The sequence below is a fragment of the Streptomyces sp. NPDC043876 genome, assembly GCF_056435825.1.
In genome coordinates, this window is the sequence record NZ_JBWKDV010000024.1 from 18,304 (window position 1) to 41,444 (window position 23,141).

Below are 23,141 nucleotides of genomic sequence, written 5' to 3' on the forward strand. Positions count from 1 at the left end.
GACGACCACCCAGACCACTTTGACCACCACTTCGACCACCGGGATGGCGTAAAGACATGGTGAACGAGGAGAAGTACCTCGATTACCTCAAGCGGGCGACGTCCGATCTCCGCGAGGCGCGCCGACGGCTGCGCGAGGTGGAGGAACGCGACCAGGAACCGATCGCGGTCGTCGCGATGAGCTGCCGCTACCCCGGCGGCGTCGACACCCCCGAACGCCTCTGGGAGCTCGTCGCCGCCGGCACGGACGCGGTCACCCCCTACCCCGACGACCGGGGCTGGCCCGCCGAGGTCCTCTACGACCCCGATCCCGAGAGCAGCATCGAGGCGTACGAGAAGGTCGGCGGATTCCTGCACGACGCCCACCACTTCGACCCCGCCTTCTTCGGGATCTCGCCCCGCGAGGCCCTCGCCATGGACCCGCAGCAGCGGCTCCTGCTGGAGACATCCTGGGAGGCCTTCGAACGCGCCGGGATCGACCCCGTCTCGCTGCGCGGCAGCCGCACCGGCGTCTTCGCCGGCCTCATGTACCACGACTACGCCGCACGGCTGTTCAGCGTCCCCGAGGAGATCGAGGGCTTCCTCGGCAACGGCAGCTCCGGCAGCATCGCCTCCGGCCGGATCTCCTACACCCTCGGCCTCGAAGGCCCCGCCGTCACCGTCGACACGGCCTGCTCCTCCTCGCTCGTCGCCGTCCACCTCGCCGCGCAGGCCCTGCGCAGCGGCGAGTGCGACCTCGCCCTCGCGGGCGGCGTCACCGTCATGGCCACACCGGGAACGTTCACCGAGTTCAGCCGCCACCGCGGCCTGGCGGGCGACGGCCGCTGCAAGTCCTTCGCGGCCGCCGCCGATGGCACCGGCTGGGGCGAGGGCGCGGGCATGCTCGTCCTCGAACGCCTCTCGGCCGCCCGTGCCAACGGCCACCCCGTCCTCGCCGTCATCCGCGGCTCCGCCGTCAATCAGGACGGCGCGAGCAGCGGCCTGACCGCCCCCAACGGCCCCGCCCAGCAGCGCGTCATCCGCGAGGCCCTCGCGGGGGCGCGGCTCTCGGCCGCCCAGATCGACGTCGTGGAGGCCCACGGCACCGGCACCACCCTCGGCGACCCCATCGAGGCCCAGGCGCTGCTGGCCACGTACGGACAGGACCGGCCGCAGGACCGGCCGCTGCTCCTGGGATCGCTGAAGTCCAACATCGGCCACACCCAGGCCGCCGCGGGCGTCGCCGGCATCATCAAGATGGTCATGGCGATGCAGCACGGGATCGTGCCCAGGACCCTGCACGTCGACGAACCCACCCCGAACGTCGACTGGTCCGAGGGCGCCGTCCGGCTGCTCACCGACACCGTGCCGTGGCCGGAGACCGGCGCCCCGCGCCGTGCGGGCGTCTCCTCCTTCGGGATCAGCGGCACCAACGCCCACACCATCATCGAGCAAGCCCCGGCGGAGGGTCCGGCGGCCGCGGAGCCGCAAGCGGCTCCGGCCGCGCCGCCGGTGCCCGTACCGCCGCTGTGGAACCTGTCGGCCAGGACACCGGCCGCCCTGAGGGCCCAGGCCGGGAAGCTCCACGCCCACCTGAGCGCCCACCCCGGCCCGGACGCCACCGACATCGCCGGCTCCCTCGCGAACGGCCGCACCGACTTCGAGCACCGCGCCGTCCTCACGGCCACCGACCGGGCGGGGCTGCTGCGCGGGTTGGAACTGCTCGCAGGGAGCGGCCCGGAGGAGCCCGCACAGGGGGTCACCCGGGGCCGCCCGGTGCCGGGCAAGCTGGCGTTCCTGTTCACGGGGCAGGGCAGTCAGCGGCTCGGGTCGGGGCGTGAGCTGTACGCCGCCTTCCCGGTGTTCGCGGCCGCGCTGGACGCGGTGTGCGAGCGGATGAAGCTCGAACTGCCGCTGAAGAAGGTGTTGTTCGGGACGGATGCCGCTCTGCTGGACCGTACGGAGTACGCGCAGCCCGCGCTGTTCGCGGTCGAGGTGGCGTTGTTCCGGCTGCTGGAGTCGTGGGGTGTGCGGCCTGACTTCCTGTCCGGTCACTCCGTGGGTGAGATCGCGGCTGCGCATGTGGCGGGGGTGTTCTCGCTGGAGGATGCGTGTGCGCTGGTGTCCGCGCGTGGTCGTCTGATGCAGGCGTTGCCTTCGGGTGGGGTGATGGTGGCGGTGCAGGCGTCGGAGGCCGAGGTCCTGCCGTTGCTGAACGAGCGGGTGAGCATCGCCGCCGTCAACGGGCCTGCGTCGGTCGTGATGGCGGGTGACGAGGATGCCGTGCTGGCGGTGGTGGCTTCGTTCGCCGGCCGCAAGACGAAGCGGCTGACGGTCAGTCATGCCTTCCACTCGGCCCACATGGACGGGATGCTCGACGCCTTCCGTGAGGTGGCGGAGTCCCTGACGTACGGGGCTCCGCGGATCCCGGTGGTGTCGAACGTGTCCGGCGCGCGCGTCACCGACGAGATGGGCTCGGCCGAGTTCTGGGTCCGCCACGTCCGTGAGACCGTCCGCTTCGCCGACGGCGTCCGCGCCCTGGCCGCCCACAACGTCGTCCACTTCCTCGAACTCGGCCCGGACGCGGTCCTGTCGGCCCTCGCCCAGGACTGCCTGGCCGCCGACACCGACACCGATGCCGACGACACCGCCGCATTCGTGCCGACGCTGCGCGCAGGACGGTCCGAGACCGAGACCCTGACCGGAGCCCTCGCCCGGCTGCACGTGCGCGGCGCGCCCGTCGACTGGGCCGCCTACTACGCCCACAGCGGTGCCCGCCGCGTCGACCTGCCCACCTACGCCTTCCAGCGCGAGCCGTTCTGGCTCGACGCCGGACGCCCCCACGGCGACGTCTCCGCCGCGGGCCTGGGCACCGCCGACCACCCCCTGCTCGGTGCGGCCGTCGCCCTCGCCGATCTCGACGGGTTCCTGTACACCGGCCGTCTCGCGCTCGACACCCACCCCTGGCTCGCGGACCACAGCGTCATGGGATCGGCCGTCCTGCCCGGCAGCGCCTTCGTCGAACTGGCCGTCCGGGCGGGCGATCAGGTCGGCTGCGACCTGTTGGAGGAGCTCACCCTCCACGCCCCGCTCGTCCTGCCCGAGGACGGCGGCGTCCAGCTCCAGCTGTGGGTCGGCGCCCCCGACGCCACCGGCCGCCGTTCCCTCGGCGTGCACTCCCGCCCGGAGCCCGCCACCGACGCGGCCGACCCCGGCGCGGCCGAGGGGCCCTGGACCCGGCACGCCGACGGCGTCCTCGCCGTCGGCGCCCCGCAGCCCACCTTCACCGCCGAGACCTGGCCCCCGGCCGGCGCCGTGCCACTGGCCGTCGACGGCCTGTACGCCGGACTCGCGGAGGCCGGCCTCCGGTACGGCCCCGCCTTCCAGGGCGTCCGCGCCGCCTGGACGGCCGAAGGCGCGACCTACGTCGAGGTCGAGACGGGGACCGGGACCGGTGGACAGAACGCCGACGCCGCCCTCTTCGGGCTCCACCCGGCGCTCCTCGACGCCGCCCTGCACACCATCGGCGCCGCCGGACTCGTCGAGGACACCGGCCGCGGCCGGCTCCCGTTCTCCTGGAGCGGGGTGGCCCTGCACGCCGTCGGCGCCGCCGCCCTGCGCGTCCGGCTCACTCCGGCAGGCCCGGACACCGTCTCCCTCGCCCTGGCCGACGGCACCGGACAACCGGTCGCCGACATCGCCGCGCTCACCCTGCGCCCGCTCTCGGCGGAGCAGCCGGACACCGGCCGGGGCGGGCCCCACGACTCGCTGTTCGAGGTGGCCTGGCTCCCGCTGGCCCTCCCGGCCCCGGCCGAGGCCGCGGACTCCTCCGACCGGGACGTCCTGGTCCTCGACGGGCCGTCCGCCGACGCCGCCCTCGACACCGCTCTCGACTCCGGCACTCCCGCACCCGCCACCGTCCTGGTACGGCTGCCCGCCGCGCCGGAGCTCACCCCCGAGGCCGTCCACGCGGCCTCCCGCGCCACGCTCCGCCTGCTGCGGCGCTGGCTCTCCGACGAGCGGCTAACCGACAGCCGGCTCGTCCTCCTGACCCGGGGCTCGGTCGCCGTCCGCACCGGCGACCGGGTTCCGGACCCCGTCCACGCGGCCGTCTGGGGGCTGGTGCGCTCCGCGCAGGCCGAGCACCCGGGCTGCTTCGTCCTCGTCGACACCGATGGCGACGACATCGCCGCCCCCGTCCTGGACGCGCTCCTGGCCGCGCGGGAACCGCAACTCGCCCTGCGCGCCGGCACCGCACGCGCCCCCCGCCTGGCCCGGACCACCCCTGGTCGCACGGCCGGGAACACCGGGGAGAGCGTCCCGCAGTACGACGCCGACGGGACCGTCCTCGTCACCGGGGCCACGGGCACCCTCGGTCGGCTCGTCGCCCGCCACCTCGTCGGCGAGCGCGGCGTACGCCACCTGCTGCTGCTGAGCCGCCGCGGCGACACCGCCCCCGGGGCCGCGGACCTGACCCGCGAACTGGCCGGGCTGGGCGCCGAGGTGACCTGGGCGGCCTGCGACGCCGCCGACCGGGAGGCGCTCGCCGCCGCCCTGACCGCGATCCCCGCGGCCCACCCGCTGCGCGGCGTCGTGCACACCGCCGGAGTCCTCGACGACGCCGTGATCGACTCCCTCACCCCCGAACGCCTCGACACCGTCCTGCGGCCCAAGGCCGACGCCGCGCTCCACCTCCACGAACTGACCCGCGGCCTGGACCTGTCGGCCTTCGTCCTGTTCTCCTCGGCCGCGGGCGTGTTCGGCGCCCCCGGCCAGGGCAACTACGCCGCCGCGAACTCCTTCCTCGACGCCCTCGCCCAGCACCGCCGGGCCCAGGGCCTCCCGGCCGTCTCGCTCGCCTGGGGCCTTTGGGAGGACACCGGTGGCATGGCGGGCGCCCTGGACCGGGCCGACCTCGACCGGATGAAGCGCGGCGGCGTGGAAGGACTCTCCGCCGCCGACGGCCTCGCCCTCCTCGACCTCGCCGACGCCCTCGCCGCCGCCGACGGCGGGGCGGACCGGGCGCTCCTCGTCCCCATGCGGCTCATCCCGCCCGCTGCCGGGACGGACGTGGCCCCGCTGCTGCGCGGGCTCGTCCGCACGCCCGTACGACGCGCCGCCGCGGCCGGGACCGGCCGCGGCGGGCGCGCCGGGGCCGAGCTCTCCGCGCTCGAACGCAGCCTCGCCGGCCTCGACGCGGCCGCCCGGGAACGGCTCCTGCTCGACCTCGTCCGCAGCCACGTCGCCGACGTCCTCGGACACGGCACGGTGGACGCCGTCGAACCCGGACAGGCCTTCAGCGAACTGGGCTTCGACTCCCTCACCGCCGTCGAGCTCCGCAACCGGGTCGGCGCGGCCGTCGGCCGCCGCCTGCCCGCCACCCTGGTCTTCGACTACCCGACCTCCCTCGCCCTCGCCCGCCACCTCGCCGCCGAACTCGGCGAGGAACACGCGGCCCCCGCGCGGACGGCACCCACCGCCCCCGCCTCGGCCGGCGCCGGTGACGACCCGATCGCCATCGTCGCCATGAGCTGCCGCTACCCCGGCGGCGTGACCAGCCCCGAGGAGCTCTGGCGGCTGCTGGAGAGCGGCGGCGACGCCATCACCGGCTTCCCCGCCGACCGCGGCTGGGACCTCGCCTCCCTCTACCACCCCGACCCCGACCACGCCGGTACCTCGTACACCCGCCACGGCGGTTTCCTGCACGACGCCGCCGGATTCGATCCCGCCTTCTTCGGGATCAGTCCGCGCGAGGCCGTCGGCACCGACCCGCAGCAGCGCCTGCTCCTGGAGACCACCTGGGAGGCCTTCGAACGGGCCGGCATCCACCCGGCGTCCGTCCGGGGCAGCCGCACCGGTGTCTTCGCCGGTGTCATGTACCACGACTACGCCGCCCTACTGGAACGCTCGGCCGACGGCGCGGACGGGTCGCTCGGATCCGGCAGCACGGGCAGCATCGCCTCGGGACGCGTCTCGTACACCTTCGGTCTCGAAGGCCCCGCCGTCACCATCGACACCGCCTGCTCATCCTCGCTGGTCGCCCTCCACATGGCGATCCAGGCCCTGCGCGCCCACGAGTGCGACCTGGCCCTGGCCGGCGGTGTCACCGTCATGGCCACCCCGGGCACCTTCGTCGGCTTCAGCCGCCAGCGCGGCCTCTCCGCCGACGGCCGCTGCCGGGCCTTCTCGGCCGACGCCGATGGCACGGGCTGGGGCGAGGGCGTGGGCATGCTGCTCGTCGAGCGGCTCTCCGACGCCCGCAGGAACGGCCACCCCGTCCTCGCGGTGGTCCGCGGCTCCGCGATCAACCAGGACGGTGCCAGCAACGGGCTCACCGCCCCGAACGGCCCCTCCCAGCAGCGCGTCATCCGCGCCGCCCTCGCGAGCGCGGGACTCACCACCGCCGACGTCGACGCGGTGGAGGCCCACGGCACCGGTACGACCCTGGGCGACCCGATCGAGGCCCAGGCGCTGCTGGCCACGTACGGGCAGGACCGCCCGGAGGACCAGCCGCTGCTCCTCGGCTCCATCAAGTCGAACCTCGGCCACACCCAGGCCGCCGCTGGCGTGGCCGGTGTGATGAAGATGGTGCTGGCCATGCAGCACGGGGTGCTTCCCCGGACCCTGCACGCCGAGCAGCCGTCCCCGCACGTGGACTGGTCGGAAGGCTCCGTAAGCCTGCTGACCGAGCCGGTTCCGTGGCCCGAGAGGGGCCGCCCCCGCCGAGCCGGTGTGTCGTCCTTCGGCATCAGCGGCACCAATGCCCACACGATCATCGAGCAGGCGCCGCCCGCATCCCCGGCTCCCGCCGACACCGATACCGGGGCCGGAGCCGCCCCGGGCGTCGTCCTGCCCCTGCCGCTGTCGGGCCGCACGGATCAGGCCCTCGCCGACCGTGCCCGCGCTCTGAGCGCGCACCTGGCTGCGCACCCGGGCATCGGGCTGGCGGACCTCGCGTACTCGCTGGCCACGACCCGCGCCGCCTTCGACCATCGCGCGGTGGTACTGGCACGCGACCCCGAGTCCGCCGCCACCGCCCTCGCCGCCCTCGCCAACGGCGGTACCGCCCCCGGGCTGACCCGCGACACGGTGACGAAGACCGGCTGCACCGCCTTCCTGTTCACCGGGCAGGGCAGTCAGCGGCTCGGGATGGGGCGTGAGTTGTATGACGTCTTCCCGGTGTTCGCGCAGGCGCTGGACGCGGTGTGTGCGGCGATGAACCTCGAACTGCCTCTGGAGGAGGTGTTGTTCGGCGGGGATGCGATGGTGCTGGATCGTACGGAGTATGCGCAGCCTGCGTTGTTCGCGGTCGAGGTGGCGTTGTTCCGGTTGCTGGAGTCGTGGGGTGTCACGCCTGACTTCCTGTCCGGTCATTCGATCGGTGAGATCGTGGCCGCGCATGTGGCGGGTGTGTTCTCGTTGGAGGACGCGTGCACGTTGGTGGCTGCGCGCGGTCGTCTGATGCAGGCGCTGCCGTCCGGTGGTGTGATGGTCGCGATCCAGGCCGCGGAGGACGAGGTCCTGCCGTTGCTGAATGACCGGGTGAGCATCGCCGCCGTCAACGGTCCGCAGTCGGTGGTCGTTGCCGGTGACGAGGACGCCGTGCTGGCGGTGGTGGAGGTGTTCACCGACCGGAAGAGCAAGCGGCTCACCGTCAGTCATGCCTTCCACTCCCCGCACATGGACGGGATGCTGGAGGAGTTCCGCACGGTGGTGGTGGGCCTGTCCTTCGCCGCTCCGCGGATCCCGGTCGTCTCCAACCTGACGGGTGCGCTGGTCTCGGACGAGATGGGTTCGGCCGACTTCTGGGTGCGGCACGTCCGCGAGGCGGTTCGCTTCCTCGACGGTGTCCGGACGCTGGAGGCGGCAGGGGTCACCACGTACCTCGAACTCGGGCCTGACGGTGTCCTGTCGGCCCTCGCCCAGGACTGCGTCTCCGGAGAAGGCGCCGCCTTCGCCGCAACGCTCCGTGCCGACCGCCCCGAGGTGGAGACCGTCACCGCCGCCTTCGCCCGGGCCTACGCCCGCGGCGGCGACGCGGACTGGCGGGCACGCTTCGCCGGGACCGGTGCCCGGCGCGTCGACCTGCCCACCTACCCCTTCCAGCGTGAGCGGTTCTGGCCCGAGACCGGTGCCCCACTGCCCGGTGACGCCACCGGCCTCGGTCTCGCGGCCGCCGGGCACCCGCTGCTGGGCGCCGCGGTGTCCCTCGCCGACGCCGACGGGTGCGTCCTCACCGGCCGCCTGTCGCTGCGGACGCACCCCTGGCTGGCCGACCACGCCGTGATGGGCTCCGTACTGGTCCCGGGCGCGGCCCTCGTCGAGCTGGCCCTGCACGCCGGTGAGCGGGCCGGCGCCCCGGCCGTGGAGGAACTGACCCTCCAGGCACCGCTGGTGCTGTCCGACCCCGACGCGGCCGTCCAGATCCAGGTCACCGTGGGAGCCCCCGACCTGTCGGGCCGTCGTACCGTCGCCGTCCACTCCCGGTTCGCGGAGGCCGACGCCGACGCCGACGAGCCGTGGCAGCGCCACGCCGCCGGTCTGCTCACGGCCGAGGTGCGACCCGCGACCGCCGACCTCGGCGTCTGGCCGCCGGTCGACGCGACCCCCGTCCCCGTGGACGATGCGTACGAGCTCCTCGACGCCTCCGGGCTCCACTACGGCCCCCTCTTCCGCGGACTGCGGGCAGTCTGGCGGCGTGACGGCGAACTGTTCGCCGAACTCGGCCTCGCCGGGCGCGGGCAGGCGGACGCCGGGGCCTTCGGGCTCCATCCGGCGCTGCTCGACTCCGCGCTCCACGCCCTGGCACTGGACGCTTCGCTGGCTGCGGGCCCGGATTCCGACAGCGCGGACGGCGCCCGGTTGCCGTTCGCGTGGACCGGCGTACGCCTGCACGCCTCGGGCGCGGCGGCCGCGCGGGTCCGCCTCGCGGGCGCGGGCCACGGCGCGGTCTCGCTCGAACTGGCCGACTCCGCCGGTCACCCCCTCGCCTCGGTGGATTCGCTGGCCCTGCGAGCGATCTCGTCCGGGCAGATCGACGCGGCCGGTGGGGACCGGGGCCCGGACTCCCTCTTCCGGGTCGACTGGACCGCGCCGTCCGCCGATCGGACGGCGCAGGCCGCGGCCGGAGCAGCCGACGACCCGGTCGTCATCGACCTGCGTACGGGCGTCCGCGCGGCCGTGCCGGAAGCCGTGCACGCCGAAACGGCCCGGGTCCTGCGCCTGGTCCAGGACCGGCTGTCGGACCCGTCGGCGGACGGACGCTTGGTGTTCGTGACGCGCGGTGCGGTGGAGGCCGTGCCCGGAGAAGGCGTCCACGACCCGGTCCGCGCCGCGGTGCGGGGCCTGCTGCGGTCCGCGCAGTCGGAGAACCCGGGCCGCTTCGTCCTCGTCGACGTCGACGTCGACGAGGAGCCGGCGGGCCCGCTCGCGGTCGCCCTGGCGACGGGCGAACCCGAGGTGGCGGTGCGGGGAGGCTCGGCGCTGGTACCGAGGCTGGTCCGCGCCGCGCGGCCGGGCCGGACCGGGGAGACGGCCGCCGGTTGGGACACCCACGGCACCGTCCTGGTCACCGGCGCGAGCGGTTCGCTCGGCGCGCTGGTCGTCCGCCACCTGGTCACCGAGCACGGCGTACGGCGCCTGTTGCTGGTCAGTCGCCGGGGCGAAACCCCGCTGCTGTCCGCGGAGTTGGCGGGTCTGGGCGCCGAGGTGACTTGGGCGGCGTGCGACGTCGCCGACCGTGGGGCCCTGGCCGACGTGCTGGCCGGGATTCCGGCGGAGCACCCGCTGACCGGGGTCGTGCACACGGCCGGTGTCCTCGACGACGGGGTGATCGGTTCGCTGACCGCCGAACGGCTGTCGGCGGTGCTGCGCCCGAAGGTCGACGCGGCCTGGAACCTCCACGAGCTGACCCGGGACATCGACCTCACGGCGTTCGTCCTCTTCTCCTCCGCCGCCGGTGTCTTCGGCAACGCCGGACAGGCCAACTACGCCGCGGGCAACGCCTTCCTGGACGCGCTGGCGGCCCACCGGCGGGCCCAGGGCCTGCCGGCGACCTCCCTGGCCTGGGGCCTGTGGTCCGAAGTCGGCGGCATGGGAGCCGCGTTGGGGGCCGACGAGGTCTCCCGGCCCGGTCGCGGCGGCGCCCACGCCCTCACGGCCGCGGAAGGCGTGGCACTGTTCGACGCCGCCTGCGGCGCGCAGGAGCCGCTGCTGGTGCCGGTCAAGCTGGACCTGGCCGCCCTGCGCGCCCAGGCGGGCACCGGCACGCTGCCGCCGCTGCTCACCGGCATGGTCCGGATGCCCGCCCGCCGGGCCGCCGCCTCCGGCACCCCCGCCTCGGCACTGCTCGCGGGCCTGACGGTCGCCGAGCAGCAGTCCCTCGTCCTGGACGTGGTCCGGACCCAGGTGGCGGTCGTACTCGGCCATTCCGGGCCCGAGGCCGTCGAGGCCGACCGGTCCTTCCGCGAGCTGGGCTTCGACTCCCTGACCGCAGTGGAACTCCGCAACCTGATCGGCGCCGCCACCGGGCTGCGCCTGCCCGCCACCCTCGTCTTCGACTACCCGACCCCGACGATCCTCGCCGAGCACCTGCGCGACGAACTGCCCGGCGCCGCATCCGCCGCGCCCGCCGCCCCGGCGACCGCGTCCGCGTCCGCACTCCGCGACGACGATCCCATCGCCGTCGTCGGCCTCGGCTGCCGCTACCCCGGCGGCGTCGAGGGCCCCGACGACCTCTGGCGCCTCGTCCTCGAGGGCCGGGACGTCATCTCCGGATTCCCCGACGACCGCGGCTGGGACGTCGACGGCCTCTTCGACGCCGACCCCGGCCAGGAGGGCACGAGCTACGCCCGCGAGGGCGGGTTCCTCACCGACGCCTCCGCCTTCGACCCCGCCTTCTTCGGGATCTCCCCGCGCGAGGCCGTCGCCATGGACCCGCAGCAGCGGCTGCTGCTGGAAACCGCCTGGGAGGCCTTCGAACGCGCCGGGATCGACCCGAGGTCCCTGCGGGGCAGCCGTACCGGTGTCTTCGCGGGCGTCATGTACCAGGACTACGCGTCCCGGCTCGCGGCCCTGCCCGAAGGAGTGGAGGGCTTCCTCGGCACCGGCAACGCGGGCAGCGTCATCTCCGGCCGACTGTCCTACACGTTCGGCTTGGAGGGCCCGGCGGTCACCGTCGACACGGCCTGCTCCTCGTCCCTGGTGGCCCTGCACCTCGCGGTGCAGGCCCTGCGCAACGGGGAGTGCTCGCTCGCGCTGGCAGGCGGTGTGACCGTGATGGCGACCCCCGCCGCGTTCGTGGAGTTCAGCCGGCAGCGGGGCCTCGCGGTCGACGGCCGCTGCAAGGCGTTCTCCGCCGACGCCGACGGCACGGGCTGGTCCGAGGGAGCGGGAGTGCTCCTCGTGGAGCGGCTCTCGGACGCCCGCCGCAACGGCCACCCGGTCCTGGCCGTCGTGCGCGGTACGGCGATCAACCAGGACGGTGCGAGCAACGGCCTGACCGCCCCCAACGGGCCCTCGCAACAGCGGGTCATCCGCCAGGCCCTCGCCAACGCCGGGCTGTCCGTCGCCGATGTGGACGCCGTCGAGGCGCACGGCACCGGTACGACGCTGGGCGACCCGATCGAGGCGCAGGCGCTGCTGGCCACGTACGGCCAGGAGCGCCCGGAGGGCCGGCCGCTGCTGCTCGGCTCGATCAAGTCGAACATGGGTCACACGCAGGCCGCGGCCGGTGTCGCCGGCGTCATCAAGATGATCATGGCGATGCGGCACGGCGTCCTGCCCAAGAGCCTGCACGCGGACGAGCCCACCCCGCACGTGGACTGGGCCTCCGGGGCCGTGACGCTCCTGGACCGGGCCACCGCATGGCCGGACACGGGACGCCCGCGCCGCGCCGGCATCTCCTCCTTCGGCTTCAGCGGCACCAACGCCCACGCCGTCATCGAACAGGCTCCCGAGCCGGAGGAGCCCGGGACGCGGCCCGCACCCGAGCGGGTGCCGGGCGCCCTGCCGTGGCTGCTCTCGGCGAAGGACCCCCAGGCCCTGCGCGAACAAGCCGCCCGCCTGGCGGCACAGGTCGCCGCGGACCCCGAGTCGTCCCTCACGGACACCGGCTACGCCCTGGCCACGAGCCGGGCCACCCTCGACCGGCGGGCCGCCGTGGTGGCGGAGGACCGCGAGGGCTTCCTCGCGGGCCTGGCCGCACTCGCGGACGGCAGCCGACCCGCCGGAGTGCTGGAGGGTACGCCGTCGGCCGGAAAGCTGGCCTTCCTGTTCACCGGGCAGGGCAGTCAGCGGCTCGGGATGGGGCGTGAGTTGTATGACGCCTACCCGGTGTTCGCGGAGGCGCTGGACGCGGTGTGTGCGGCGATGAGCCTCGGTCTGCCGTTGAAGGAGGTGTTGTTCGGCGGGGATGCGGTGGTGCTGGATCGTACGGAGTATGCGCAGCCGGCGTTGTTCGCGGTTGAGGTGGCGTTGTTCCGGCTGCTGGAGTCGTGGGGTGTCAAGCCTGACTTCCTGTCCGGTCACTCTGTGGGTGAGATCGCGGCTGCGCACGTGGCGGGTGTGTTCTCGCTGGAGGACGCGTGTGCGCTGGTCGGCGCTCGCGGTCGGTTGATGCAGGCGTTGCCTTCGGGTGGGGTGATGGTGGCGGTGCAGGCGTCGGAGGACGAGGTCCTGCCGCTGCTGTCCGAGCGGGTGAGCATCGCTGCGGTCAACGGTCCGCAGTCGGTGGTCGTTGCCGGTGACGAGGACGCCGTGCTCGCGGTGGTGGAGGTGCTCGCCGACCGCAAGACGAAGCGGTTGACGGTCAGTCACGCCTTCCACTCGCCGCACATGGACGGGATGTTGGAGGCGTTCCGCAGGGTGGTGGAGGGTCTGTCCTTCGCCGCTCCGCGGATCCCGATCGTCTCCAATCTGACCGGTGCGCTGGTCTCGGACGAGATGGGTTCGGCGGAGTTCTGGGTGCGGCACGTCCGCGAAGGCGTCCGCTTCCTCGACGGTGTCCGGACGCTGGAGGCGGCTGGGGTCACCACGTACCTCGAACTCGGGCCTGACGGCGTCCTGTCGGCCCTCGCACAGGACTGCGTCTCCGGAGAAGGCGCCGCCTTCGCGCCCGCCCTCCGCAAGGGTCACCCCGAGGAATCCGCCCTCGCCGCAGCCCTCGCCCAGGCGCACCTGCGGGGCATCGCCGTCGACTGGACCGCGTACTACGAAGGCACCGGCGCCCGCCGCGCCGACCTGCCGACCTACGCCTTCCAACGGCAGCGCTACTGGCTGGAGGCCCCGGCCCACGCCCTCGCCGGGGACGTCGCCTCCGCCGGGCTCGGTTCGACCGCGCACCCGCTCCTCGGAGCGGCGGTCGACCTGCCCGACACGGACGGGTTCCTGTTCACCGGGCGGCTCTCGCTGCGCACCCACCCCTGGCTGGCCGGCCACCGCGTCGCGGGCAGCATCCTGCTGCCCGGTGCCGCGCTGGTCGAGCTGGCCGTCCGGGCGGGCGACCACGCCGGCTGCGGCCGGCTGGATGACCTCACCCTCGAAACACCGCTGGTGCTCCCGGAGACGGGCGGGACGCAGCTGCGCCTCGCCGTGGCCGAGGCCGACGCGCACGGCCGACGGGCCTTCAAGGTCTACTCGCGCCCCGAGCAGGCCGCCCCCGACGAGCCGTGGACCCGGCACGCCGCGGGCACCCTGGCCCCCGCCACCGAGGACCCCGGCACCGAGCCCCTGGGCGAGTGGCCCCCCGCCGGGGCCGTCGAATGCCCCGTGGACGAGCTGTACCCCGGCTTCGACGCCATCGGGCTGGGCTACGGCCCCGCCTTCCGCAACCTGCGCCGGGCCCACCGGCTGGGGGACGAGGTGTACGCCGAGGTCTCCCTCGACGAGGACCGCAGCGCAGACGCGGCCCCCTACGGCCTGCACCCGGCCCTCCTCGACGCCGCGCTCCACGCCGTCGCCCTCGGGGACTTCTTCCCCGACGGCCCGCAGGGCGCCCGGCTGCCGTTCTCCTGGGAAGGGGTGCGCCTGTACGCCGCCGGGGCGACCGCGCTCCGCGTCCGGATGGCCCCCGCCGGCCGCGACGCGGTGGCACTGACCCTGTGGGACGCGAAGGGCGAACGCGTCCTCGACGTCGACACGCTGGTCCTGCGGCCCTTCGCCCCGGACACCGGTGCCTCCGGGCCCGTACGGGAGGCGCTCTTCCGGATCGGCTGGACCGCCCTGCCGCTCACCGGAGCCGTGCGGGCGCAGCCGGTCCCCGGCAGCTGGGCCGTGCTCGGCGACGACCCGCTCAAGACGGGCGCCGGTCTGGAACGGGCCGGGGTACTCGACGACGCGGCCGGGTCGGCACATCCCGACCTCACCGCCCTCGGCGAGGCCTTCGACCTGGCCGAGGCCCTCGGTGAGCCCGTTCCCGACACCGTGCTGGTCCCGCTGGCCGCCGACCTCGTCGCCCCGGACGCGCACGCCGCGACCGGCAACGCCCTGGACCTGGTCCACGGCTGGCTGGCGGACGAGCGGTTCGCGGCGGCGCGGCTCGCGGTCGTCACCCGCGGCGCCGTGGCCACCGGCCCCGAGGAGGACGTCACCGACCTCGCGCACGCCGCCGTATGGGGTCTGCTGCGCTCCGCGCAGGCCGAGCACCCGGACCGCTTCGTCCTCGTCGACCTCGACGGGGACGACGCCTCGCACCGGGCCCTGGCCGCCGCGCTCGCCACCGACGAGACCCAACTCGCCCTGCGCGCGGGAACCGTACGGGCCCCCCGGCTGGCCCGCGCCACCCTCACTCCGCCCGCGGACGGCGCCCCCGCCGACCGCGGACCGGACCCCGAGGGCACGGTCCTGATCACCGGGGCCACCGGTACCCTGGGCGGCCTGCTCGCCCGGCACCTCGTCGCCGAGCACGGCGTGCGGCACCTGTTGCTGACCAGCCGTCGCGGAGCCACGGCCGCCGGAGCCACCGAACTCGCCGACGAGCTCACCGCCGCGGGGGCCCGGGTCACCTGGGCGGCCTGCGACGCGGCCGACCGGGACGCCCTGGCCGCCCTGTTGGCCTCGGTACCGGCAGGGCACCCGCTGACGGCCGTCGTGCACACCGCCGGTGTCCTCGACGACGCCACCATCACCTCGCTCGACCGCGAACGGGTGACGAAGGTCCTGCGGCCCAAGGCCGACGCGGCGTGGAACCTGCACGAGCTGACGCGGGACCTGAGCCTCGCCGCCTTCGTCCTGTTCTCCTCCGCGGCCGGTGTCTTCGGCAACGCCGGACAGGCCAACTACGCGGCGGGCAACACCTTCCTCGACGCCCTCGCCCAGCACCGCCGGGCACAGGGCCTGCCGGGCCTCTCGCTCGCCTGGGGCCTGTGGGACGACGAGGCCGGCATGGCGGCCACCCTCGACGAGCAGGACCGCCGCCGCCTCGGCCGCGGCAGCATGGCCGCGCTCTCCGAGGCCGATGGCCTGGCCCTCTTCGATGCGGCCCTGCGGGCGGTGACGGCCGGGCCGGACGAGGACGTCCCCGCGTTGCTGGTGCCCGCCCGCATCGACCTCGCCGGACTCCACGCGCAGGTCGCCGACACCGTCGCGCCCCTGCTGCGCGGCCTGCTCCGTACGCCCGTACGCCGCAGGACCAGCAGCGGGGCGGCGTCCGCCGACGGCCCCGGCACGCTGGCGCGACAGCTCGCCGAACTCCCGCCCGCCGAACGGGACCGGGTGCTCCTCGACACCGTCTGCACCCACGTGGCCCAGGTCCTGGGCCACGTGGGCGCGGCCGCCATCGAACCGGGCAGCGCCTTCAAGGAGCTCGGCTTCGACTCGCTGACCGCGGTCGAACTGCGCAACCGGCTCGGCGCCGCCACCGGCCTGCGCCTCCCCGCCACGCTCATCTTCGACTACCCGACCCCCGAGGGCCTGAGCGCCTACCTGCGCTCCGCGCTGCCCCTCGACGCCGACGGCCCCACCGTCTTCGGTGAACTCGACCGGCTGGAAACCGCGTTGGGCGGGTCCGATGCCGCGGACGCGGACAGCGTCACCCGCTCGCGCATCACGATGCGCCTCCAGGCCCTCCTCGCCAAGTGGAACACCGGCCAGGACACCGGCCGGCACACCGACGACGAGGACCTCGACGGCGACCTCGACACGGCGACCGACGACGAACTCTTCGACCTGCTCGACGACGAGCTCGGCGCCTGAAACCGCCGGGCGGGGCACCTCCGCCCCGCCCGGCCACCTTTTTCGCACCCACCACGGACAGACAGACCCGTACGACCGCCTCTCTGGCATGGAGCCCACGCACATGGTGAACGAGGACAAGCTTCGCGACTACCTCAAGCGGGCGACCGCCGATCTGCGTCAGGCCCGCAGGCGGTTGCGTGAGGTCGAGGAGCAGAACCAGGAACCCGTCGCGATCGTCGCGATGAGCTGCCGCTACCCCGGCGGCGTCCGCACCCCCGAGGACCTGTGGCGGCTCGTCGCCGACGGCGAGGACGCGATCTCCGGATTCCCCGCCGACCGGGGCTGGGACGTGGAGACCCTCTACGACGCCGACCCCGACAGCGCCGGAGCCAGCTACGTCAGCGAAGGCGGCTTCCTCTACGACGCCGCCCGTTTCGACCCCGCCCCGTTCGGCATCTCGCCCCGCGAGGCCCTGGCGATGGACCCGCAGCAGCGGTTGCTGCTCGAATCCTCGTGGGAGGCCTTCGAGCGGGCGGGCATCGACCCCACGTCGCTGCGCGGCAGCCGCACCGCCGTCTTCGCCGGCGTCATGTACCACGACTACACCGCCCGTCTGGACTCCGTTCCCGAGGGCGTCGAGGGCTTCCTCGGCACCGGCAGCTCCGGCAGCATCGCCTCCGGCCGTGTCGCCTACACCTTCGGCCTCGAAGGCCCGGCGGTCACCGTCGACACCGCCTGCTCCTCCTCCCTCGTCACCCTCCACCTCGCGGTGCAGGCCCTGCGGGCGGGGGAGTGCACCATGGCCCTCGCGGGCGGCGTCACCGTCATGGCGACTCCGGCCACCTTCACCGAGTTCAGCCGCCAGCGCGGCCTCGCCGCCGACGGCCGCTGCAAGCCCTTCGCGGCCGCCGCCGACGGCACCGGCTGGGGCGAGGGCGTCGGCATGCTCCTCGTCGAGAAGCTCTCGGACGCACGGCGCCACGGCCACCCGGTCCTCGCCGTGATCCGCGGCTCGGCGATCAACCAGGACGGCGCGAGCAACGGCCTCACCGCCCCCAACGGGCCCTCCCAGCAGCGGGTCATCCACCAGGCGCTCACCAACGCCCGCCTCGCCGCCGCCGACGTCGATGTGGTGGAGGCGCACGGTACGGGTACGACGCTGGGCGACCCGATCGAGGCGCAGGCGCTGCTGGCCACCTACGGCCAGGACCGCCCGGAGGACCGGCCGCTGCTGCTCGGCTCGGTCAAGTCGAACATCGGGCACACCCAGGCCGCGGCCGGTGTCGCGGGCATCATCAAGATGGTCGAGGCCATGCGCCACGGCATCGTCCCGAAGACCCTCCATCTCGACGAGCCGACGCCGCACGTCGACTGGACGGCGGGTGCCGTCTCCCTGATCGCTGAGAACGTCCCCTGGCCGCAGACCGGGGCCCCTCGGCGTGCGGGTGTGTCGTCGTTCGGTTTCAGTGGGACGAACGCGCATGTGATCGTGGAGCAGGCTCCGGTCGTCGACGCCGAGGCCGGGGCCGAGGGTGTGGCGGGGGAGGGTGGGGGTTCGGTTCTGCCGGTTCTGCCGGTGGTGCCGTGGGTGTTGTCGGGTAAGAGTGCGGGTGCGTTGCGGGCGCAGGCGGAGCGGTTGGCCGCGGTGGATGTGGCCGGTGTGGATCCGGTGGATGTGGCGTGGTCGTTGGCGTCGACGCGTGCGGGGCTGGATCATCGTGCGGTGGTTTTCGGTGATCATGTGGCGGGTGTCGCGGCGGTGGCGTCGGGGTCGTTGGCCGCGGGTGTGGTGAGCGGGTCGGTGGTCGGGGGTAAGACGGCTTTCGTATTCCCGGGGCAGGGGTCGCAGTGGGTGGGTATGGCCGAGGCGTTGCTGGGTTCCTCGCCGGTGTTCGCTGCTCGGGTGGATGAGTGTGCGAAGGCGCTGGAGCCTTTTGTCGACTGGTCGTTGGTCGATGTGCTGCGTGGTGTGGAGGGTGCTCCTTCGCTGGAGCGGGTGGATGTCGTGCAGCCGGCGTTGTTCGCGGTGATGGTGTCGCTGGCGGAGGTGTGGCGTTCGGTCGGTGTTCGTCCGGGTGCGGTGATCGGTCATTCGCAGGGTGAGATCGCGGCCGCGTGTGTGGCGGGCATTCTTTCTCTCGATGATGCCGCTCGGGTGGTGGCGTTGCGCAGTCAGGCGATCGGGCGGGTGCTGGCCGGGTTGGGTGGCATGGTGTCGGTGCCGTTGCCGGCCGTGGTGGTCCGGGAGCGGATCGCGCCGTGGGGTGAGGAGAGGATTTCCGTTGCCGCGGTGAACGGGCCTTCCTCGGTGGTGGTTTCGGGCGAGGTGGCGGCGCTGGAGGAGTTCCTGGCCGTCTGTGAGGCGGACGGGGTCCGGGCCAGGCGGATCGCGGTGGACTACGCCTCGCACTCTGCCCAGGTCGATCTCCTGCGTGAGGAGTTGGCCGAGCTGCTTGCTCCGGTCGTGCCGCGGGCGGCGGAGGTGCCGTTCCTGTCGACGGTGACGGGGGAGTGGGTCAAGGGGCCGGAGCTGGACGCTGGTTACTGGTTCCGCAACCTGCGTCAGACGGTCGAGCTGGAGCAGGCCACACGCACGCTTCTGGAGCAGGGTTTCGGGGTCTTCATCGAGTCCAGCCCGCACCCCGTCCTGACCGTGGGCATACAGGAGACCGTGGAGGACAGCGGCCGTGAGGCGGCCGTACTCGGGTCGCTCCGCCGTAACGAGGGTGGTCTGGAGCGGTTCTGGCTCTCGCTCGGTGAGGCCTATGTGCGCGGTGTCGCCGTGGATTGGGAGGCGGTCTTCGCGGGGACGGGTGCCCGTCGGGTCGACCTGCCCACCTACGCCTTCCAGCAGGAGCACTTCTGGCTGGAGTCCGGCATCGCCCCGGACGCCGAGACCACGGCCGCGTACGCGGTCGACACCGCCGACGCCCGCTTCTGGGAGGCCGTCGAGGCGAATGACGTGGCCGCCCTCACCGCCGAGCTGGAGTTCGACGCGGACGACGAGACCCTCGCCGCGCTGCTGCCCGCGCTCTCCTCCTGGCGCCGCCGGTCCCAGGAGCGGTCGGCGGTCGACGGCTGGCGCTACCGGATCACTTGGAAGCCCGCCCCCGAGCCCGCCTCCGCCCGGCTCTCGGGCACCTGGCTGGTCGCACTCCCCGAGGACCGGGACGAGGCCGTCGACGCCGTGCTCCGCACGCTCGCCGAGCACGGCGCCGACGTACGGACCGTCGCCGTCCCCGGCTCCGACGACGCGCGGGCCGTGCTCGCCGAGCGGATCCGTGACGCCCTCGCCGACGGCCCCGCCGCGGTGGGTGTGCTGTCACTGCTGACCCCCGCCGGGACCGGGGCGGCAGCAGGCGTCATCGCCACACTCGCCCTGGTCCAGGCCCTCGGCGACGCCGAGGTCACCGCCCCGCTGTGGTGCGTCACCCGCGGCGCCGTGGCCGTGAACCGCGCCGAGCAGCAGACCGATCCCGCACAGGCCCCCGTCTGGGGTCTGGGCCGGGTCACCGCGCTGGAGCACGGCGAGCGCTGGGGCGGTCTGATCGACCTGCCGGAGCAGGCCGATGGCCGGCTTCTCGTCCGGCTCGTCGGGGTGCTGGCCGGTGATGCTGCCGAGGACCAGGTCGCGGTACGTGCCTCGGGTCTGTTCGTACGTCGTCTGGTACGCGCCCGGCTGGCGGAGGCAGCCCCGGTGCGCGAGTGGCGGCCCACCGGAACCACCTTGGTGACCGGCGGCACCGGTGCTCTGGGCGCGCACGTGGCCCGCTGGCTGGCGGGCAACGGCGCCGAGCACCTGCTGCTCGTCAGCCGCCGGGGTGCAGAGGCCCCCGGCGCGGCCGCTCTGCGGGAAGAACTGGCCGCGCTGGGCGCCGGGGTGACCCTCGCCGCCTGCGACGTCGGCGACCGTGACGCCCTCACCGCACTCCTCGCCGACATCCCCGCCGACCGGCCGCTGGCCGCGGTCGTGCACACCGCCGCCGTCCTGGACGACGGGGTGATCGAGTCTCTCACTCCCGACCAGGTCGAGCGCGTTCTGCGGATCAAGGTGGACGCCACGCTCCACCTGCACGAGCTGACCCGTGACCTCGACCTGTCGGCGTTCGTCCTCTTCTCCTCCTTCGCCGCCACCTTCGGCGCGCCCGGCCAGGGCAACTACGCGCCGGGCAACGCCTTCCTGGATGCCTTCGCCGAGTACCGGCGCGCCGCCGGGCTGCCCGCGACCTCCCTCGCCTGGGGACCCTGGGGCGACGGGGGGATGGCCGAAGGCGCCGTCGGGGACCGCATGCGCCGCCACGGCGTCATCGAGATGGCCCCCGGGCGGGCCGTCATCGCCCTCCAGCACGCGCTGGACCGCGACGAAACGACCCTGACCGTCGCGGATATGGAGTGGAAGCGCTTCGTCCTGGCCTTCACCTCGGGCCGGACCAGGCCCCTGCTGCACGACCTCCCCGAGGCACGGCAGGCCATGGACAGCGCCCGCACCGACACCGCCGAGGACAGCGGGAGCGCCGCCGTGCTGGCCGGGCAAATCGCCGGGCAGCCCGAGGCCGAACAGGAGCGGCTGCTGCTGGAGCTGGTCCGTACGGCCGTCGCCGCCGTCCTCGGCTACGCCGGACCGGAGGCCGTCGAGGCGGGCCGGGCGTTCAAGGAACTGGGCTTCGACTCCCTCACCTCCGTCGAACTGCGCAACCGGCTGAACGCGGTGACCGGGCTCAAGCTGCCGCCCACGCTCGTCTTCGACTACCCGACGCCCACCGTCCTCGCCCGGTTCCTGCGGACCGAACTCGCCGGCCGGAGTGCGGTGGCCGCCGCGCCCCTGCCGACGGCGGCCGGTTCCGGGGGCGACGACGACCCCATCGCCGTCGTAGCGATGAGCTGCCGTTTCCCCGGCGGCGTCCGCAGCCCCGAGGAGCTGTGGCAACTGCTGGCCTCCGGCGGGGACGCCCTGTCGGAGTTCCCGTCGGACCGCGGCTGGGACGTCGAGGCGCTGTACGACCCCGACCCCGACGCCCTGGGCACCTCCTACACCCGTGAGGGTGGCTTCCTCTCCGACGCGGCCTCCTTCGACCCGGCGTTCTTCGGGATCTCGCCGCGCGAGGCGCTCGCGATGGACCCGCAGCAGCGACTGCTGCTGGAGACCTCCTGGGAGGCCTTCGAGCGGGCCGGGATCGACCCCGAGACGCTGCGCGGCACCCAGTCCGGCGTCTTCGTCGGTACCAACGGCTCCGACTACTCCCACCTGGTGCGCGGCGCCGCCACCGAAGGGCTCGAAGGCCACCTGGCCACGGGCAGCGCGGGCAGCGTCGTCTCGGGCCGCCTCTCCTACGTGTTTGGTCTGGAAGGCCCGGCGGTCACCGTCGACACCGCCTGCTCCGCCTCGCTGGTGGCCCTGCACCTCGCGGTGCGGGCCTTGCGGGCCGGGGAATGCTCCATGGCCCTGGCGGGTGGTGTGACGGTCATGTCCACGCCCGGCACCTTCATCGAGTTCAGCCGGCAGCGCGGACTGTCCACCGACGGCCGCTGCAAGGCCTTCTCCTCCGACGCCGACGGCTTCAGCCCGGCCGAAGGCGCGGGCATGCTCCTCGTCGAGCGCCTGTCGGACGCCCGCCGCCACGGCCACCCCGTGCTGGCCGTGATCCGCGGTACGGCGATCAACCAGGACGGTGCGAGCAACGGCCTGACCGCCCCCAACGGGCCCTCCCAGCAGCGCGTCATCCGCCAGGCCCTGGCCAACGCCGGCATGTCGGCCGCGGAAGTCGACGCGGTGGAGGCCCACGGCACCGGTACGACCCTGGGCGACCCGATCGAGGCCCAGGCCCTGCTGGCCACGTACGGGCAGGACCGCCCGCAGGACCGGCCACTGCTCCTCGGCTCGATCAAGTCCAACATCGGTCACGCGCAGGCCGCCGCCGGTGTCGCCGGCGTCATGAAGATGGTGCTGGCCATGCAGCACGGCCTGCTGCCGCGAACCCTGCACATCGCCGAGCCCACCCCGCACGTGGACTGGAGCGCGGGCGAGGTCGAGCTGCTGACCGAGGAGCGGTCCTGGCCCGAGACGGGCGGGCGTCCCTGGCGCGCGGGTGTGTCGTCGTTCGGCTTCAGCGGCACCAACGCCCATGTCATCATCGAGCAGGCCCCGGTGGAACAGGAGGCGCCGGAGCAGGAAACCCCTGTCGCGCCGGCCGCCCACCCCCTACTGACCACCGCCCCCCTGGACGCCGCGGCCACGGACGGGCCGCTCGCGCTGCCCTGGCCGTTGACGGCGAAGACCGAGAACGCGCTGCGCGGCCAGGCGGAACGCCTGCTCCAGCACCTCGGCACCCGTCCTGACCTGCGGCATGTCGATGTCGGCCACTCCCTGGCCAGCACACGTACGGCCCACGGCACGCGTGCCGTGCTGATCGGCCGGGACCCGGAGGAGCACCTCGCGGGGCTCGCCGCCCTGGCCGTCGGGGGCACCACACCCCTGCTCGTCCAGGGGTCGGTCATCGGGGGCAAGACCGCTTTCGTCTTCCCCGGGCAGGGGTCGCAATGGGTGGGCATGGCCCAGGCGCTGTTGGACGCTTCACCTGTGTTTGCTGCCCGAGTGGATGAGTGTGCGAAGGCACTGGAGCCCTTTACCGACTGGTCGTTGGTCGAGGTCCTCCGGGGTGTCGAGCATGCCCCTTCGCTGGATCGGGTGGATGTGGTGCAGCCGGCGTTGTTCGCGGTGATGGTGTCGTTGGCGGAGGTGTGGCGTTCGGTCGGGGTGCGTCCGGGTGCGGTGATCGGTCATTCGCAGGGTGAGATCGCGGCCGCGTGTGTGGCGGGGATCTTGTCGTTGGAGGATGCCGCTCGGGTGGTGGCGTTGCGTAGTCAGGCGATCGGGCGGGTGCTGGCGGGGTTGGGTGGCATGGTGTCGGTGCCGTTGCCGGCCGTGGTGGTCCGGGAGCGGATCGCGCCGTGGGGTGAGGAGAGGATTTCCGTCGCCGCGGTGAACGGGCC

General features: G+C 74.0%; 2 protein-coding genes. Both read left to right on the forward strand.

Annotated elements, in window-relative coordinates; genetic code table 11:
• Positions 1 to 56 precede the first annotated feature (56 nt).
• Complete coding sequence (locus AC0693_RS37710; protein ID WP_478804453.1) at positions 57 to 16,169, forward strand: type I polyketide synthase; 16,113 nt, start codon at positions 57 to 59, stop codon at positions 16,167 to 16,169.
• A 106-nt stretch (positions 16,170 to 16,275) separates the two neighbouring features.
• The coding region (locus AC0693_RS37715) for a type I polyketide synthase (protein WP_478804454.1) at positions 16,276 to 23,141 on the forward strand (6,866 nt) is incomplete at its 3' end.